The organism is Pseudocitrobacter corydidari, assembly GCF_021172065.1.
In the GTDB taxonomy this organism is placed as follows: Bacteria; Pseudomonadota; Gammaproteobacteria; order Enterobacterales; family Enterobacteriaceae; genus Pseudocitrobacter; species Pseudocitrobacter corydidari.
Window position 1 is genome coordinate 210,587 of sequence record NZ_CP087880.1, and the last position, 17,092, is coordinate 227,678.

Consider the following 17,092-nt stretch of genomic DNA (forward strand, 5'->3'; position numbering starts at 1 on the left):
TTTGGGCAGTTTATCTGGCCTCAAAGAGGTTGAAAATGATATTCACACAACTTTTGCTGTTTGTGTCTATAAATAGAAAAAGCGAAGTCTTTTCTGTGACATTTAGATACAATTCGGGCACTGTGATCCGCCAATGTGCGTCAGGGAAGTCTTTATGCTCGAAATGTTGATGCAGTGGTACCGCCGCCGTTTTAGTGACCCGGAAGCGATAGCGCTGCTGGTTATTCTGGTGGCCGGTTTCGGTATCCTGTTTTTCTTTAGCGGCTTGTTAGCGCCGTTGCTGGTGGCGATTGTGCTCGCGTATTTACTGGAGTGGCCCACCATTCGCCTGGAGAAACTCGGCTGGTCGCGACGCTGGGCCACCACCGCCGTGCTGGTCGTCTTTGTCGGTATTCTGCTGCTGATGGCGTTTGTGGTGATGCCGGTCGCCTGGCAGCAGGGCATCTATCTGATTCGCGATATGCCCGGCATGCTGAATAAGCTCTCTGATTTTGCCGCCACGTTGCCGCGCCGTTATCCGGCGCTGATGGACGCGGGCATCATCGATGCGATGGCAGAAAACATGCGCGCGCGCATGCAGACCATGGGCGACTCGGTGGTGAAATATTCGGTGGCTTCGCTGGTTGGGCTGCTGACGCTGGCGGTCTATCTGGTGCTGGTGCCGTTAATGGTCTTTTTCCTGGTGAAGGATAAAGAGCAGATGCTGAACGCCGTGCGCCGCGTGCTGCCGCGTAATCGCGGTCTGGCCGGGTTAGTCTGGAAAGAGATGAACCAGCAAATCACCAACTATATCCGTGGCAAGGTATTAGAAATGGTGGTGGTCGGCGTGGCGACCTGGATAGGCTTTATTCTGTTCGGCCTCAACTATTCGCTGCTGCTTGCGGTGCTGGTAGGGTTCTCCGTCCTGATTCCCTATATCGGCGCGTTTGTGGTCACCATTCCGGTGGTGTGCGTGGCGCTGTTCCAGTTTGGCCTTGGGACCGAGTTCTGGAGCCTGTTTGCGGTGTACCTAATTATTCAGGCGCTGGATGGTAACCTGCTGGTGCCGGTGCTTTTCTCTGAAGCCGTGAACCTGCATCCGTTGGTGATTATTCTGTCGGTGGTGATTTTCGGCGGGCTGTGGGGATTCTGGGGCGTATTCTTCGCCATCCCGCTGGCGACGCTGATTAAAGCGGTAGTCCATGCCTGGCCGGATGGTTTAGTGGCCGACGAAGAGTAAATAAAAAGCCGACGTTAAAACGTCGGCTTTTTTACATCAAGCGCTCTCTTTAAGCCAGTTCAGCACCACGTCGTGGTGATTGCTGGTTTTGAAATCATCGAAAACGTGCTCAACTTTTCCATCGGCATCAACCAGGAAGCTGATGCGATGGATGCCGTCGTAGGTTTTACCCATAAAGGACTTCTCGCCCCAGACGCCAAACTGCTCGCAAACCTGATGATCTTCATCGGACAGCAGGGTAAAGTTCAGCAGCTCTTTTTCGGCAAAGCGGGAGAGTTTTTCCGGCTTATCGGTGCTGATGCCCAGCACTTCCACGCCCGCTTTTTTCAGTTCATCCATATTATCGCGCAGACCGCAGGCCTGCACGGTGCAGCCCGGCGTCATGGCCTTCGGGTAGAAATAGACCAGTACGCGTTGTCCCTGGAAGTCGGTCAAATTTACTTGCTCGCCGTCTTGATCGGGCAAACTAAATTTCGGTGCGATGTCACCGGCTTTCAGTGGGTTCATTAGGCAACTCCATCTTGTTCGTCATGCTGAGAATGATTTATGACGTTTATACTGCCTTGTGCATTCAATTCTGTACATAGGGCTTTAAACGCTTGCTCAATATTTGATGCATTTTTCGTAGCCGGGCTGTGTGCAGTTATCTGAATAAACAGCTGTGGCTGCGCATTTTCATCGCCGGGTTGGGTTCGGGAAACCAGTTCGGCAATGTTCATCTCCCATGAATCGATAAGCGCGGTGAAGCGTTCGATAATATGCGGAGAATCAGGCACCTCAACCTGCACCCACACGGTGGAAGGCATTGCCGGGCGCGGTCGCGCGGTGGTGCGCTTCATCACAATCAGCAGATCCAGTTCGGCCCCTTTCAATGGCAAAGTGGACTCAATCAGGGTGATCGCGTTCCAGCTACCGGAAAGCAGCATGATGAAGGTGAACTCATCACCAAGCATAGCCAGCCTGCTGTCCTCGATGTTGCAGCCGCAGCTACTGACGTGACGCGTAATGGTATTGACAATGCCAGGGCGATCGGCCCCCAGAGCTGTAATGACCAAATAGTGTTGTAATGTGGCTGTCAAACCGGTGCTTCCTTCAAAAAGGTGAGGTATTCCCTAGGAAAGCATAAAAAAAACCGGCATACAACATTCTGAGGGGCTTCAGTCTCTTGCTTTTATTACAGTACCAAACGTACCATTGAGACTCATGTCCGCACGTCAGCACAGAGGATGGCCCCATGTTCACGGGAAGTATTGTAGCGCTTGTCACGCCGATGGATGAGAAAGGTAATGTCGACCGTTCAAGCCTGAAAAAACTGATTGATTACCATGTCGCCAACGGGACCTCGGCGATTGTATCTGTAGGGACGACAGGAGAATCGGCGACGCTTGGCCACGACGAGCATGGCGATGTCGTGATGATGACCGTAGAGCTGGCCGATGGCCGTATTCCGGTTATCGCGGGCACCGGGGCAAACGCCACCGCAGAGGCGATAAGCCTCACCCAGCGCTTCAACAACACCGGCGTAGTCGGCTGCCTGACAGTGACCCCTTACTACAACCGTCCGACTCAGGAAGGTCTGTTCCAGCACTTTAAAGCGATCGCAGAACATACTGACTTGCCGCAAATTCTGTATAATGTGCCGTCTCGTACGGGTTGCGATATGCTGCCAGAAACCGTGGGTCGCCTGGCTGAAATAAAAAATATTATCGCAATCAAGGAAGCAACAGGGAACTTAAGTCGTGTTCACCAGATCAAAGAGCTGGTTTCAGACGATTTCATCCTGCTGAGCGGTGATGATGCCACGGGTCTGGACTTCATGCAGCTGGGCGGTCAGGGTGTGATTTCCGTCACTGCAAACGTTGCTGCGCGTGATATGGCAGAAATGTGTAAACTGGCCGCCGCTGGCGAGTTTGCGAAAGCGCGCGTCATCAATAATCGTCTGATGCCGCTGCACAATAAATTATTTGTCGAACCCAATCCTATCCCGGTTAAATGGGCGTGTAAGGAGTTGGGACTTGTAGCAACCGATACGATGCGTCTGCCGATGACACCTATCACCGACCACGGTCGTGATATCGTCGCCTCTGCAATGAAGCACGCCGGTTTGCTGTAAAGTTTAGGGAGATTTGATGGCTTACTCAGTACAGAAGTCGCGCCTGGCGAAGGTTGCGGGTGTTTCACTTGTCCTGCTGCTTGCAGCGTGTAGTTCCGACTCGCGTTATAAGCGCCAGGTGAGCGGCGATGAATCCTATCTGGATGCCGCGCCGTTAAGTGAACTTCACGCGCCGGCTGGCATGATCCTGCCGGTTCAACGCGGTGATTATAACATTCCGGTTGCTAACGGTAGCGGCGCAGTAGGTAAAGCCCTGGACATCCGTCCGCCGGCACAGCCTCTGGCGCTGGTTTCTGGTGCGCGCACGCAGTTCACGGGCGATACCGCCACGCTGCTGGTCGAAAGTGGCCGTAGCGGTAACCTGTGGCCGCAGGTAGTGAGCATCCTTCAGGGTAAAAACTACACCATCGATAAACGTGATGATGCCACCCAAACGTTAACCACCGATTGGGTTGAGTGGAACCGTCTTGATGAAGATCAGCAGTACCGTGGCCGTTATCAAGTCTCCGTGAAACCGCAGGGTTATCAGCAGGCGGTGGTGGTGAAACTGGTTAACCTGGAACAAGCGGGCAAACCGGTTGCTGATACCGCATCGCTGCAACGCTATAGCGCCGAGATGCTGAACGTCATTTCCGCAGGTCTCGATCAGAAAGCGACCGCCGCGCAGAATGCTTCACAAAGCGCAGCGGGTTCCACCTTCGACGTGCAGAGCGCAGCGGATGACACTGGCCTGCCAATGCTGGTGGTGCGTGGTCCGTTCAACCAGGTGTGGCAACGTCTGCCGGGCGTGCTGGAAAAAGTGGGCATGAAAGTGACCGACAGCACCCGTTCTCAGGGCAGCATCAACGTAACCTACAAGCCGCTGTCTGACAGCAGCTGGCAGGAACTGGGCGCTACCGATCCGGGTCTGGTCTCCGGTGATTACAAACTGCAGGTCGGCGATCTCGACAACCGCAGCAGTCTGCAATTCATCGACCCGAAAGGTCATACCCTGACGCAGTCTCAGAACGACGCGCTGGTCGCCGTCTTCCAGGCAGCGTTTAGCAAGTAATATTCAGGGCTGGAGCAATCCGGCCCTTTTTTCTGATATGATACGCAAACGTGTGCGTCGGCAGAAAAGCGGCAAGTTTATCGTTAAATCTCACCAGGAGTAATAAAGATGCAAAAGCAAGCTGAGTTGTATCGTGGTAAAGCGAAAACCGTCTACAGTACGGAAAACCCGGATCTGTTGGTGCTCGAATTCCGTAACGATACGTCAGCAGGGGACGGTGCGCGCATCGAGCAGTTCGATCGTAAAGGCATGGTGAACAACAAGTTCAACCACTTCATTATGACCAAACTGGAAGAAGCGGGTATCCCGACTCAGATGGAACGTCTGCTCTCTGACACCGAATGTCTGGTGAAAAAACTGGATATGGTGCCGGTAGAGTGCGTGGTGCGTAACCGTGCGGCAGGCTCGCTGGTGAAACGCTTAGGGATTGAAGAAGGCATCGAACTGAATCCACCGCTGTTCGACCTGTTCCTGAAAAATGATGCGATGCATGACCCGATGGTCAATGAATCTTACTGCGAAACCTTTGGCTGGGTGAGCAAAGAAAACCTCGCACGTATGCAAGAACTGACCTTCAAAGCCAACGATGTTCTGAAAAAAATGTTTGATGATGCGGGCCTGATCCTGGTCGATTTCAAACTGGAATTTGGTCTGTTCAACGGTGAAGTCGTACTGGGTGACGAATTCTCACCGGACGGTAGCCGTCTGTGGGATAAACAAACCATGGATAAAATGGATAAAGACCGTTTCCGCCAGAGCCTGGGCGGACTGATTGAAGCTTACGAAGAAGTGGCCCGTCGTCTGGGTGTTAACCTGGACTGAGCCCCCTAAGCCACTGCATCGCAGAGGGTGCGCGCACCCTCTGAATTTCCCCGTTATTTCCTGTGGTAATCCTCGTCTGAACCGCCTACGATCATAACTATAATTAATAGGATAGGTTCGAGGTAGATATGCGTTGGCAAGGTCGTCGCGAAAGCGACAATGTCGAAGACAGACGAAATGATTCCGGTTCGCCGATTTCAGGCGGCGGGCGAAACATTCGTATTCCCAGCGGGAAAGGCGGCATCATTCTGTTGATTGTCGTGGTTGTCGCGGGCTATTACGGCGTCGATCTCACGGGCTTTCTGACCGGAGAACCTGTATCGCAGCAATCCTCCCAACAACGAACCGTTAGTCCTCAGGATGACGAAGCCGCCAAATTCACCTCGGTGATACTTGCGACCACCGAAGATACCTGGGCCCAGCAGTTTGAAAAAATGGGTAAAACCTATCAGGTGCCGAAACTGGTGATGTATCGCGGTGCGACGCGTACGGGTTGTGGCACCGGCCAGTCGGTCATGGGCCCATTCTATTGCCCGGCGGACACCACGGTGTATATCGATCTCTCTTTCTACGATGATATGAAAGAGAAACTGGGCGCGGATGGCGACTTTGCTCAGGGCTACGTGATTGCGCATGAAGTAGGGCACCACGTGCAGAAACTGCTGGGTATCGAGCCAAAAGTCCGTCAGATGCAGCAGAACGCGTCCGAATCACAAGTCAATCAACTCTCTGTGCGTATGGAACTCCAGGCGGACTGCTTCGCTGGCGTTTGGGGCCATGCGATGCAGCAGCAGGGCGTACTGGAGCCGGGCGATCTGGAAGAAGCGCTGAACGCGGCACAAGCGATTGGCGACGATCGTCTCCAGCAGCAGGGCCAGGGGCGCGTCGTGCCGGATAGCTTCACCCACGGCACATCACAGCAGCGTTATACCTGGCTGAAACGTGGTCTGGATAGCGGTGACCCGGCGCAGTGCAATACGTTCGGCAAAACGCTGTAAGTTAATGAATCGCAATCATGGATGAACTTTTAACCCTCGCGCCGCGCATGGCGCAGGAAGGTGTACGCCGCTTGTTGGTTATCAGCGGCGAGCCACACTGGGCACAGCAGCAGGCGCAAACCTTTCGTGACGCCGCTCAGTCAGACGTACTGTGGGTGGGGCCCGATGCGCAAGCGGAACCGTACTGCGCGCCAGCAAAGCTGGTGACGCTGCTGGGGCGTGAGTTTCAGCACGCCGTCTTTGATGCCCGTCAGGGTTTCGACGTTTCCGCTTTTGCCGCACTTGCCGGAACCTTACGCGCCGGAAGCTGGCTGTTGCTGCTGGTGCCGGAATGGGCGCGGTGGCCACATCAGCCGGATGCCGATTCCCTGCGCTGGAGCGACTCGCCAGAAGCGATTGCCACGCCGCGCTTTGTGCACCATTTTTGCGATGTATTGCGCAAAAGCCCGGAAGCACTGCTGTGGCGAGAAGGGGATGCATTCCCGGAGGTCAACTTTCCCTCGCGCCCACACTGGCTGCGCGCCAGCGGTGAGCCGGATGCGGAGCAAGCCATTATCCTCAATGCGCTGGCGGGTAATCCCGCGCGCGTGACCGCCATTACCGCCGAGCGCGGGCGTGGCAAATCGGCACTGGCGGGGATGCACATCCGCAGCCTGAAGGGGCGAGCTATCGTTACCGCGCCGACGCGGGCATCTGCTGACGTCATTGCCGCTTTTGCCGGCGAGCGTTTTCACTTTATGGCGCCGGACGCCCTGCTGGCTTCTGCTGAAACCGCAGACTGGCTGGTGGTGGATGAAGCCGCCGCTATTCCCGCACCACTGCTGGAACAACTCGCCTCTCGATTCCCACATCTTTTACTGACCACCACCGTTCAGGGCTATGAAGGCACGGGACGGGGATTCCTGCTGAAATTCTGCGCGCGTTTCCCCGCGCTACGCCAGTTTACGCTCAACACGCCCGTTCGCTGGGCTCAGGGCTGCCCGCTGGAAGCGGTGGTGAATGATCTGCTGATTTTCGCTGACGATAGCTTTACCGTTTCCCCGTCCGGCCCGTTAAGTTTCAGGGCGTTAGAACAGGCGCAATGGCTGTCGGAACCTAAGCTCCCCACGGCGATGTATCAGCTCCTTTCCGGTGCGCACTATCGCACCTCACCGCTCGATCTCCGGCGGATGATGGATGCGCCGGGGCAACATTTTATCGCAGCCGACACGCCGAACGGCCTGGCGGGCGCGCTATGGCTGGTGGATGAGGGCGGATTGAGCGCTGAATTAAGTCAGGCGGTATGGGCGGGGTTTCGTCGACCGCGCGGTAACCTGGTGGCGCAGTCGCTCGCCGCGCACGGCGGCAGCCCGCTGGCGGCGACATTGACCGGTCGGCGCATTAGCCGCGTGGCAGTACACCCTTTGCGCCAGCGCGAGGGTATTGGTTCTGCGCTCATTGCCCGCGCCTGTGAGCACGCCTCGGGCTGCGATTATCTCTCCGTTAGCTTTGGTTACACCGACGAGCTTTGGCAGTTCTGGCAACGCTGTGGCTTTACCCTGGTGCGCATCGGCACGCAGCGCGAAGCCAGCAGCGGTTGTTACGCGGCGATGGCGCTGTTCCCGCTCACCGATACCGGAAAACAGCTGACTCAGCATGAACATTTACGTTTATGCCAGGAGTGGCGCTGGCTGCAAGGGTGGGTCGATGAGAAATTGACGCTGCCGCAGGGGCCGGAGGCTATGCTTAATGATGAAGCGTGGTGGGATCTGGCGGGCTTTGCCTTCGCCCATCGTCCGTTGCTGGCTACGCTGGGTAATCTGCACCTGTTGGCTTCTCTCAGCCCGTTAGCATTGACGGCGCTACGCGGCAGATTAGCGCAGGAAGATGAAGCTAAACTCTGCGCAACGCTGGGTCTTCATGGGCGTAAAGCACTGCTTATACGTCTGCGTGAAGAGGCCGCCCAGGCGATGTTTGACCTTAATCCTGAACGTGCCGAAAAGCTGCGCGAACGCTTAAAGCAGGTGCAATTTTTTTAACTATCTCATTCAGTTAAATGGCATGGTCATTCTTTTCGGCCAGCGTAAACTGAGCGGTAACAAAGGAGATAGCCATGAAACACGATCATTTTGTCGTTCAAAGCCCCGCTAAACCCGCGCAACAGTTGCTGCTGTTGTTCCATGGCGTGGGCGATAACCCGGTGGCAATGGGGCAAATTGGCAGTTGGTTCGCACCGCTGTTTCCTGATGCGCTCGTTGTGAGCATTGGTGGCGCAGAGCCTTGTGGCCCGGCTCCGGCGCGTCAGTGGTTCTCTGTGCAGGGCGTGACCGAAGAGAATCGCCAGGCGCGCGTTGATGCGATTATGCCCACCTTTATCGAAACCGTACGCTACTGGCAAAAACAGAGCGGCGTTGGTCCGCTGGCAACCGCGTTAATTGGTTTCTCGCAAGGTGCGATTATGTCGCTTGAGAGCGTCAAAGCGGAACCCAATCTGGCGTCCCGTGTTATTGCCTTTAATGGCCGTTATGCGACGCTGCCTGAAACCGCATCGACAACGACGACTGTGCATTTGATTCACGGTGGTGAAGACCGGGTTATCGACCTTGCGCACGCGGTGGCGGGTCAGGAAGCCTTACTGGCAGCAGGCGGAGATGTCACGCTGGATATCGTAGAGGATCTGGGGCATGCGATTGACGAACACAGTATGCAGTTCGCACTCGATCATCTGCGCTACACCATTCCGAAACATTACTTCGATGAAGCGTTAAGCGGCAGTACGCCGAAGAATGACGATCTCATTGAGATGCTTTAAAACAAAACGGGCCGGATTTCCGGCCCGTTTGTTATTACGGTTTTTTCGACTGATCGTGCTTCGGCCAATCGTCGTCTTCGTCCCACTTCGCGTTGTTATCGCGATGGGGAGGAAGATCCGGCTTATTGGCGAGGAATTTTTTGTGATCGACGCGGTTGAGATCTTTAATCACGTTGATCATCACGCCAACCAGAAACACCAGTACCAGAACCCACCAGTATTTTGACAGCCAGTCCATGTGCGTTACCTCTTAAATGTGTTGTCAGGCGACAAGCTGTTCCATAATGCGCTGATACATCCGCGCCAGCAGTTGCAAATCGGCAGCGTTCACACATTCATTGATTTTATGAATGGTGGCGTTGACTGGACCCAGTTCCACCACCTGTGCGCCCATTCTGGCAATAAATCGACCATCCGATGTGCCGCCCGTCGTCAACAGTTGCGGTTTAATTTCATTATAGTGCGCAATGGCGTTGACCACCGCATCGACCAGTTTACCGCGTTCGGTCAGGAACGGCTGCCCGGAAATCCACCACTCAACGCTGTAGCGTAGCTGATGTTTTTCCAGCAGCGCAATCACGCGCTCCTTAATCATTTCATCCGTCAGTTCGGTACTGAAACGGAAGTTAAACTGCACGAACAGATCGCCCGGAATCACGTTGTTGCTGCCGGTACCGGCCTGAATGTTCGCCACCTGCATGCTGGTCGGTGGGAAGAATTCGTTACCCTGATCCCACTCAACCGCCACCAGCTCATTGAGCCACGGCGCAGCGCGGTGAACCGGGTTATCGGCCAGATGCGGATAGGCCACATGGCCCTGAACGCCGTGGATCGTCAGGTTACAGGTCATCGAGCCGCGACGGCCATTTTTCACCACGTCGCCCACCACTTCGGTGCTCGACGGTTCACCCACCAGGCAGTAATCGAGACGCTCATTACGCGCCATTAATGCATCAACGACTTTCACCGTGCCATTTGTGGCGCTGGCTTCTTCATCGGAGGTGATCAGAAACGCCAGTCGCCCCTGATGATTTGGGTTCTGCGCGACAAAACGTTCGGCGGCGACCACCATGGCGGCCAGTGAACCTTTCATATCTGCCGCACCGCGGCCAAACAGCATGCCGTCGCGGATGGTTGGTTCGAAGGGCGGGTTGATCCAGCGATCGGCATCGCCGGAAGGTACGACATCTGTATGACCGGCAAAAGCCAGCGTCTCTCCCTGACCGCGCCACGCCCAGAAATTCTGCGTATCGCCAAAATCCATGTGTTCAATGGTAAAACCCGCTGCGCGCAGGCGTTCAATCATTAGCGCCTGGCAGCCCGCATCATCGGGGCTAAGGGAAGGGCGGCGAATAAGCTGCTGAGCCAGCTCAATGACCGGGCAAGACATAGACTACACCTCATTGATTAACTGCTGATGTTTGCTTGTTTTCTTCATCGGTACGAAGTCAGTTTGCGTGCTTCGCACCGAGTGTGCTGTTGCTGACAGGCGGTTTATTGACCGGCTGCCGGGGCGATGTCGGCAAGCCACTGGCTGTAACGTTCATCACTAAAACCCAGCAGCATAGGCTGTGCGGGCGCGCAGAGCAATGGGCGTTTGATGATTGCTGGCATTTCGAGCATCAGCGCCGCCGCGCTATTTGCGTTATCGACACCGGCGCGAACGGACTCATCCAGCTTACGCCAGGTGGTGCCGCGCGTATTGAGCAGCGCTTCCCAACCCAGTTCATTTATAAAGGTGGCTAATAATTCTGCCGTTAATCCATCGGCGCGATAATCATGGAAGCGATACTCCACCTGGTGTTCATCCAGCCAGCGACGGGTTTTTTTTATGGTGTCACAATTTTTTATTCCATACAGGGTGATCATGTATTGGCGTCCTTATTTTTATCGATTAGCAGGTTTAATGAGAGAACAAATATACACGGAATAATCTTAGCAATCCGTATTATCAATTAATTCAGCGTGATTTCCAAAGGCTGATGAATAAAATTTCACTGGAGATGCATACTATTTCTGCCGAAAGCAGGAAAGGTAAGTTATTGGCTGGAAAGATTAGCGCAAAAATGCAGGCTGCTGGCGAGGGGGAATCACGCCCCGGCTCTACCACTATGGCCGTTATAACAGCTTCTGACGTCTGTTTTTCTCCATTAAATGCGGTGCGGATAAACTATTTCAAAATGTTGCTGTGCATCACATAATTTTATATTCAGCGGGCCCATAGTTACCGCAAGAAGTGAAAGCAGTCCTGGAGGCAACAATCATAGCAATAGGGTAAACGATCTTCACAGGCCATAAAATTCCACGTAAGATAAGCATAATAATAAGAGAGGCTGTTATGATTGAACGTGAACTGGGGAACTGGAAAGATTTTATCGAAGTTATGCTTCGTAAATGATTCCAGTATTGTGAGTTAAGGGCGCGCTGTTCTTCTTCTCATTATATGTACGGATGTACAAATAAAAAGGCGACTTTCCAGTCGCCTTTTTTGTTGGCTGCGATAGGGGTTATTCCGGTTTCTCTTTCAACGGGAAACGACGGCGTACCAGCACAAAGAACAGCGGTACGAAGAAGATAGCGAGAACCGTTGCGGAAATCATCCCGCCCATTACGCCGGTACCTACGGCGTGCTGTCCGCCAGAGCCTGCACCGGTGCTGGTGGCCATTGGCAACACACCGAAGATGAACGCCAGCGAGGTCATCAGAATCGGACGCAGACGCTGACGGCAGGCGTCCAGCGTCGCCTGAAGCAGGTCTTCCCCTTCCTGATTTCGCTCGTTAGCAAATTCGACAATCAGAATGGCGTTCTTCGCCGATAGCCCAATAACGGTCAACAGCCCCACCTGGAAGTAGACGTCGTTCTCCAGCCCGCGCATCCAGGTTGCCAGCAGCGCGCCGATAACCCCCAGCGGAACCACCAGCATCACCGAGAACGGTACCGACCAGCTCTCATACAGCGCGGCCAGACAGAGGAACACCACCAGCAATGAGATAGCGTAGAGTGCCGGGGCCTGCGCGCCGGAGAGCCGTTCCTGATAGGACATCGCCGTCCATTCGAGGCCAAAGCCCGCCGGAAGCTGGCGCACCAGATTTTCCATGATATCCATTGCCGTCCCGGTACTGACGCCCGGCGCGGCTTCACCGACAATCTCCAGCGCCGAATAGCCGTTGTAACGCTCCAGACGCGGTGAGCCGGTTTCCCAGCGCGACGTCGCAAAGGCGGAGAATGGCACCATCTGACCGGACTGGTTACGCACATACCACAGATTGATATCTTCCGGCAGCATGCGGTATTTTGCCGCCGACTGAACGTAGACTTTCTTCACGCGGCCGCGATCCATAAAGTCGTTCACATAGCTTGAGCCCCACGCGGTTTGCAGAGTGTCGTTGATATCATCAATCGACACGCCGAGCGCCTGCGCTTTGCGCTGGTCGATATCAACCTGCAACTGCGGGCTATCATCAAGGCCGTTGTGGCGCACGCGCGTCAGTTCCGGATTTTTGGCCGCCATTTCCAGCAACTGGTCACGCGCTGACATCAGCGCATCGTGGCCGGCTCCGGCGTGATCCTGAAGCTCCATATCAAACCCGGCGGAACTGCCCAGGCCGCTAATCGCTGGCGGGCTGCTGGCAAAAACGCGGGCTTCATTGATCTTGTTAAACGCTTTGGTCGCGCGCTCAATAATGGCAAACGAGGTGCCGGTTTTGGCGTCTCGATCGTCCCAGTCCTTCAGGCGCACAAACATACGCGCCACGTTCTGCCCGTTACCGCCAGGGCCGGAACCGATGGTGGCGAAAATCGAGGTGACGTTATCTTTCTCGTTGGCGAAGAAGTAATCTTCAACTTTCTGCACCACTTTCAGCGTTTGCTGCTGCGTCGCGCCGCTGGGCAACTGCACAGAGGTGGTGAACATACCGCGATCTTCCTGCGGCAGGAAGGACGTTGGCAGACGCAGGAACAGGAACACCATCCCGCCCAGCAGCAGGACATAAATCACAATCCAGCGCAGACTACGATGCAGAATTTTTGCCACGCCCGATTCATAACGACGCGAGCTGGTATCAAAGACGCGGTTAAACCAGCCGAAGAAACCTTTCTTCGTATGCTGGGATTCCCCTTTATGAATCGGCTTCAGCAACGTTGCGCACAGGGCAGGGGTGAGGATCATCGCCACCAGCACCGAAAGCACCATTGCCGCGACAATCGTAATCGAGAACTGACGGTAGATGGCCCCCGTGGTGCCGCCGAAAAACGCCATCGGGATGAATACCGCCGAGAGCACCATCGCAATGCCCACCAGCGCGCCCTGAATTTGCCCCATCGATTTACGCGTCGCCTGCCGTGGTGTTAGGCCTTCTTCGCTCATGATGCGTTCGACGTTCTCGACCACCACGATGGCATCATCGACCAGCAGGCCGATCGCCAGCACCATCGCGAACATGGTGAGGGTGTTGATACTGTAATCGAAGGCGTAGAGCGTGGCGAAGGTACCCATTAACACCACCGGAACGGCGATGGTCGGGATAAGCGTCGCACGGAAGTTTTGCAGGAACAGGTACATCACCAGGAACACCAGCAGAATGGCTTCCAGCAGGGTTTTTACCACATCGGTGATGGAGGCTTTAACGAACGAGGTCGTTTCATAGGCGACTTTGTATTCCAGCCCGCGCGGGAAATACTCTTTAAGCTCATCCAGACGCGCGATAACCCGTTCCGCCGTCGCCATTTCGTTGGCGCCAGACGCGAGTTTCACCCCGAGGCCCGAGGCGGCATTGCGGTTAAAGCGGCTCAGATAATCATATTTTTCCGCGCCCATTTCGACTTCAGCTACATCGCCGAGCGTGACGACGGAACCGTCCTGATTGACGCGCAGCGTAATATCGCGGAACTGCTGCGGCGTTTGCAGCAGCGACTGCGCGTTAATGGTGGCGTTCAGCGCCTGCTTATCAACGGACGGCGTACCGCCCAACTGACCGACCGCCACCTGGGCGTTTTGCGAGGAAATCGCATCGGTAACGTCTTTGGTGGTGAGCTGGAAACTATTGAGTTTGGCCGGGTCCAGCCAGATACGCATGGAGTATTGCGAACCGTAGGCATCAATATCGCCCACGCCGTTCACGCGGCTGAGCGGTTCCTGAATATTACTGGCGACGTAGTCAGCAATATCCTGTTTATCCATGCTGCCGTCCGTGGAGACGAAAGCGATAGTCAGAATGTTGGTATCACCGGTTTTACGTACCGTAACGCCCTGAGTTTGCACCGCCTGCGGCAGTTTACGCAGCGCCGATTGCAGCTGGTTTTGCACCTGCTGGACGGCTTCATCTGGATCGGTGCCCGCAAGGAAGCTGAGCGTCACGCTCGCCTGGCCGGTGGCGCTGCTTTGTGATGACATGTACATCAGATTATCTAGGCCCGTCATGTTCTGCTCGATAACCTGAGTGACGGTATTCTCCAGCGTCTGCGCGGACGCCCCCGGATAGTTGGCGGTGATACGTACGTTTGGTGGCGCAAGATCGGGATATTGCTCAACCGGCAAAGAAAAAATAGCCAGGGTTCCCGTCAGACATAACAGGATTGCCAGCACCCAGGCAAAAATGGGGCGATCGATGAAGAAATTCGCCATCAGGAAGAGACCTCGTTATACGTATTTTTAATGACGCCAATGCTCGGAACACTCTAGCCGCAAGGCTCCCGGCAATCGTGGAGAAATTAAGGAGATAGTGTAAATTATCATGCCGCTTTTCTGCATAGACAGGCATTTCGTCAAGATTATTACGGTCACGTTACAAGAAGTTTTCAGCGGGGATCTTGCCATTAACTGAATGAAACGTAATTTCATTTATGATGAAATTTTTTGATCTGCCACAGCATAGTGATAAATAGTCGCCATTCCTGGGCAAATGGACATTGCCTGCTGCATAGTTCCTCGGCTAATAAATAGTCCCTATAAATAGAAAGCTTATACTCTTCATCCTTCAAGTTGCTTCTGCGTTGGCTGCGCTCGCTCACCCCAGTCACGTACTTATGTACGCTCCTGGGGATTCACTCTCTTGCCGCCTTGAAGCAACTCGAATGATTTTGAGTATATATAACCCGGACAAGGGGACGCTATGAACCGTTTTATAATGGCTGACAGCCAAAAATGCATTGGCTGTCGGGCATGTGAAGTTGCCTGCGTAATGTCGCATAACCATGAACAGCATGTCTTAACGTCTGTGCGCTTTCAACCGCGCATTACCGTCTTCAAAAATCAGACGCAGCGGAGCGCGGTAACTTGCCGCCACTGCGAAGATGCGCCGTGCGCGCGCAGTTGCCCCAACGGTGCAATCAGCCAGCGTGATGATGCAATTCTGGTTGACCAAAGCAAATGTATTGGCTGTAAATCCTGCGCCGTCGCGTGTCCGTTTGGCACCATGCAGATTGTCCTGACGCCCGCTGCCGATGGGCGGGTAAAAGCCAACGCGCAGAAATGCGACCTTTGCGAAGGGCGCGACGCGGGCCCGGCCTGCGTGGAAAACTGCCCGGCGGATGCGCTGGCGCTGGTCAGCCCGCAGCGGCTGGCCGATATGTCGAAAAACCGCCGTATGCAGGCAGCCTGTCGCGATGCCCAGCCGTGGCACAGCGAAAGCGCGGGCCAGAACACCGTCGCGATGAGTAAAGTGCAGCAGATGGCGCAAACGCCAGCGCGGGGTGAAGCCGATAAACTGGCGATTAGCGCGCGCAAAACCGGCTTCGCGGAAATCTACCTGCCGCTCAGTGAAAATCAGGCTCAGCAGGCTTCATCGCGCTGCCTGACCTGCGGCGAGCACAGTATCTGCGAATGGACCTGCCCGCTGCATAACCATATTCCACAGTGGATTGACCGGGTAAAGGCCGGGGATATTGACGCGGCGGTGGCGTTGTCGCATCAGACTAACCCGCTGCCGGAAATTACCGGACGCGTCTGCCCACAGGACCGTCTCTGCGAAGGTGCCTGCACCGTGCGTGACGAACATGGCGCGGTGACCATCGGCAACCTTGAGCGTTACATTACCGACCAGGCGCTGGCGAAGGGCTGGCGGCCTGAGGTGGGCCCGGTAGTGGCAAGTGGTAAACGCGTGGCGATTATCGGCGCGGGCCCGGCAGGGCTGGCCTGTGCGGATGTCCTGGTCCGTCAGGGCGTGGAGCCTGTGGTGTTTGATCGCCACCCGGAAATCGGCGGCCTGCTGACTTTCGGCATTCCGTCCTTCAAGCTGGATAAATCGCTGCTGGCCCGCCGCCGCGAAATCTTCACCGCGATGGGCATTCGCTTTGAGCTGAATTGCGAAATCGGTAAAGACCTGACGATGAACGACCTGCTGGAAGAGTACGATGCGGTCTTTGTCGGCGTGGGTACCTACCGCTCGATGAAAGCCAATTTAGCCAATGAAGATGCGCCGGGCGTTTATGACGCGCTGCCTTTCCTGATCGCCAACACCAAAAATGTGATGGGGCTGAACGAACTGCCAGACGAGCCGTTCATCAACACCGCTGGGTTAAATGTAGTAGTGCTGGGCGGCGGCGATACGGCGATGGACTGCGTGCGTACCGCGCTACGTCACGGCGCAGCGAAGGTAACCTGCGCTTATCGTCGTGACGAAGCCAACATGCCGGGCTCCAGGAAAGAGGTGAAAAACGCGCGGGAAGAGGGGGCGGAATTTGAATTCAACGTTCAGCCGCTGACGCTCGAACTGGATGAAGCGGGCAAGGTGAACGGGATTCGTTTCATCCGCACCGCGATGGGCGAGCCGGACAGTCAGGGACGCCGTCGCCCGGTACCGATTGAGGGCAGCGAGTTTGTTATGCCTGCCGATGCGGTCATTATGGCGTTTGGTTTCCATCCACATAGCATGCCGTGGCTGAGCGCCCAGGGCGTGGAACTCGACGACTGGGGGCGCATTCGCGCGAACGTTGAAAGCCGCTATCGTTATCAGACGACTAATCCGAAAGTGTTTGCTGGTGGCGATGCGGTGCGCGGAGCCGATCTGGTGGTGACCGCGATGGCAGAGGGCCGTCATGCCGCCCAGGGTATTATCGACTGGTTAGGTATGAAAACGCACGGCGTACATTAACGACAAA

The 17,092-nt window shown here is 55.2% G+C and carries 15 protein-coding genes; 9 read left to right on the forward strand and 6 right to left on the reverse strand.

Features of this window, described 5'->3' with window-relative positions; translation table 11 throughout:
* Nucleotides 1-154 precede the first annotated feature (154 nt).
* Entirely contained in the window at nucleotides 155-1,219 is a 1,065-nt protein-coding gene (locus G163CM_RS00900; protein ID WP_015963463.1) for an AI-2E family transporter, read from the forward strand.
* Between the two features lie 36 nt (nucleotides 1,220-1,255).
* On the opposite strand, the gene bcp is transcribed toward G163CM_RS00900, so the two are convergent.
* Both bcp and G163CM_RS00910 read right to left on the reverse strand, forming a co-directional pair.
* Nucleotides 1,256-1,726 (reverse strand): thioredoxin-dependent thiol peroxidase, encoded by a 471-nt coding sequence (gene bcp, locus G163CM_RS00905; protein WP_231826539.1) that lies wholly within the window; start codon nucleotides 1,724-1,726, stop codon nucleotides 1,256-1,258.
* Nucleotides 1,726-2,298: a glycine cleavage system transcriptional repressor gene (locus G163CM_RS00910; protein WP_015963465.1), complete on the reverse strand. Its 573-nt coding sequence runs from the start codon at nucleotides 2,296-2,298 to the stop codon at nucleotides 1,726-1,728. Before G163CM_RS00910 ends, bcp begins: the two co-directional genes overlap by 1 nt.
* A 155-nt stretch (nucleotides 2,299-2,453) precedes the next feature.
* Here G163CM_RS00910 and dapA point away from each other — a divergent pair, with 155 nt between their 5' ends.
* The 6 genes from dapA to ypfH all read left to right on the forward strand — a co-directional run bounded on the left by dapA (nucleotide 2,454) and on the right by ypfH (nucleotide 8,994).
* Entirely contained in the window at nucleotides 2,454-3,332 is an 879-nt protein-coding gene (dapA, locus tag G163CM_RS00915) for a 4-hydroxy-tetrahydrodipicolinate synthase (protein WP_015963466.1), read from the forward strand.
* 16 nt (nucleotides 3,333-3,348) lie between these two features.
* The gene (gene bamC, locus G163CM_RS00920; RefSeq protein ID WP_231826540.1) at nucleotides 3,349-4,383 is read left to right on the forward strand and encodes an outer membrane protein assembly factor BamC; all 1,035 of its coding nucleotides are present in this window, start codon (nucleotides 3,349-3,351) and stop codon (nucleotides 4,381-4,383) included.
* Between the two features lie 108 nt (nucleotides 4,384-4,491).
* Nucleotides 4,492-5,205 (forward strand): phosphoribosylaminoimidazolesuccinocarboxamide synthase, encoded by a 714-nt coding sequence (gene purC, locus G163CM_RS00925; RefSeq protein WP_015963468.1) that lies wholly within the window; start codon nucleotides 4,492-4,494, stop codon nucleotides 5,203-5,205.
* A gap of 128 nt (nucleotides 5,206-5,333) precedes the next feature.
* Nucleotides 5,334-6,203, forward strand: a complete 870-nt coding sequence (gene ypfJ / locus G163CM_RS00930) for a KPN_02809 family neutral zinc metallopeptidase (RefSeq protein ID WP_231826541.1) — start codon at nucleotides 5,334-5,336, stop codon at nucleotides 6,201-6,203.
* A gap of 8 nt (nucleotides 6,204-6,211) precedes the next feature.
* Nucleotides 6,212-8,221 carry a tRNA(Met) cytidine acetyltransferase TmcA gene (locus tag G163CM_RS00935; protein ID WP_231828306.1) on the forward strand — a complete coding sequence of 670 codons (2,010 nt, stop codon included), beginning with the start codon at nucleotides 6,212-6,214 and terminating at the stop codon, nucleotides 8,219-8,221.
* Between the two features lie 74 nt (nucleotides 8,222-8,295).
* A complete protein-coding gene (gene ypfH / locus G163CM_RS00940; RefSeq protein WP_231826542.1) occupies nucleotides 8,296-8,994 on the forward strand; it encodes an esterase in 699 nt (232 codons plus the stop codon).
* Between the two features lie 34 nt (nucleotides 8,995-9,028).
* On the opposite strand, the gene G163CM_RS00945 is transcribed toward ypfH, so the two are convergent.
* From G163CM_RS00945 to G163CM_RS00955, 3 genes are all read right to left on the reverse strand, one after another.
* Nucleotides 9,029-9,232 carry a YpfN family protein gene (locus tag G163CM_RS00945; RefSeq protein WP_015963472.1) on the reverse strand — a complete coding sequence of 68 codons (204 nt, stop codon included), beginning with the start codon at nucleotides 9,230-9,232 and terminating at the stop codon, nucleotides 9,029-9,031.
* A 24-nt stretch (nucleotides 9,233-9,256) separates the two neighbouring features.
* On the reverse strand, nucleotides 9,257-10,384 hold the full coding sequence (dapE, locus tag G163CM_RS00950) for a succinyl-diaminopimelate desuccinylase (RefSeq protein WP_015963473.1): 1,128 nt from the start codon (nucleotides 10,382-10,384) through the stop codon (nucleotides 9,257-9,259).
* A gap of 104 nt (nucleotides 10,385-10,488) precedes the next feature.
* Nucleotides 10,489-10,863 (reverse strand): ArsC family reductase, encoded by a 375-nt coding sequence (locus G163CM_RS00955; RefSeq protein ID WP_231826543.1) that lies wholly within the window; start codon nucleotides 10,861-10,863, stop codon nucleotides 10,489-10,491.
* A gap of 469 nt (nucleotides 10,864-11,332) precedes the next feature.
* Between G163CM_RS00955 and ypfM the strand changes: the two genes are divergently transcribed.
* The gene (gene ypfM, locus G163CM_RS00960) at nucleotides 11,333-11,392 is read left to right on the forward strand and encodes a protein YpfM (RefSeq protein WP_001386977.1); all 60 of its coding nucleotides are present in this window, start codon (nucleotides 11,333-11,335) and stop codon (nucleotides 11,390-11,392) included.
* A 109-nt stretch (nucleotides 11,393-11,501) separates the two neighbouring features.
* Here the strand turns inward: ypfM and acrD are convergent, their stop codons facing one another.
* Nucleotides 11,502-14,618, reverse strand: a complete 3,117-nt coding sequence (acrD, locus tag G163CM_RS00965) for a multidrug efflux RND transporter permease AcrD (RefSeq protein WP_231826544.1) — start codon at nucleotides 14,616-14,618, stop codon at nucleotides 11,502-11,504.
* A gap of 487 nt (nucleotides 14,619-15,105) precedes the next feature.
* Between acrD and aegA the strand changes: the two genes are divergently transcribed.
* Complete coding sequence (gene aegA, locus G163CM_RS00970; protein ID WP_231826545.1) at nucleotides 15,106-17,085, forward strand: formate-dependent uric acid utilization protein AegA; 1,980 nt, start codon at nucleotides 15,106-15,108, stop codon at nucleotides 17,083-17,085.
* The last annotated feature ends 7 nt before the right edge of the window (nucleotides 17,086-17,092 follow it).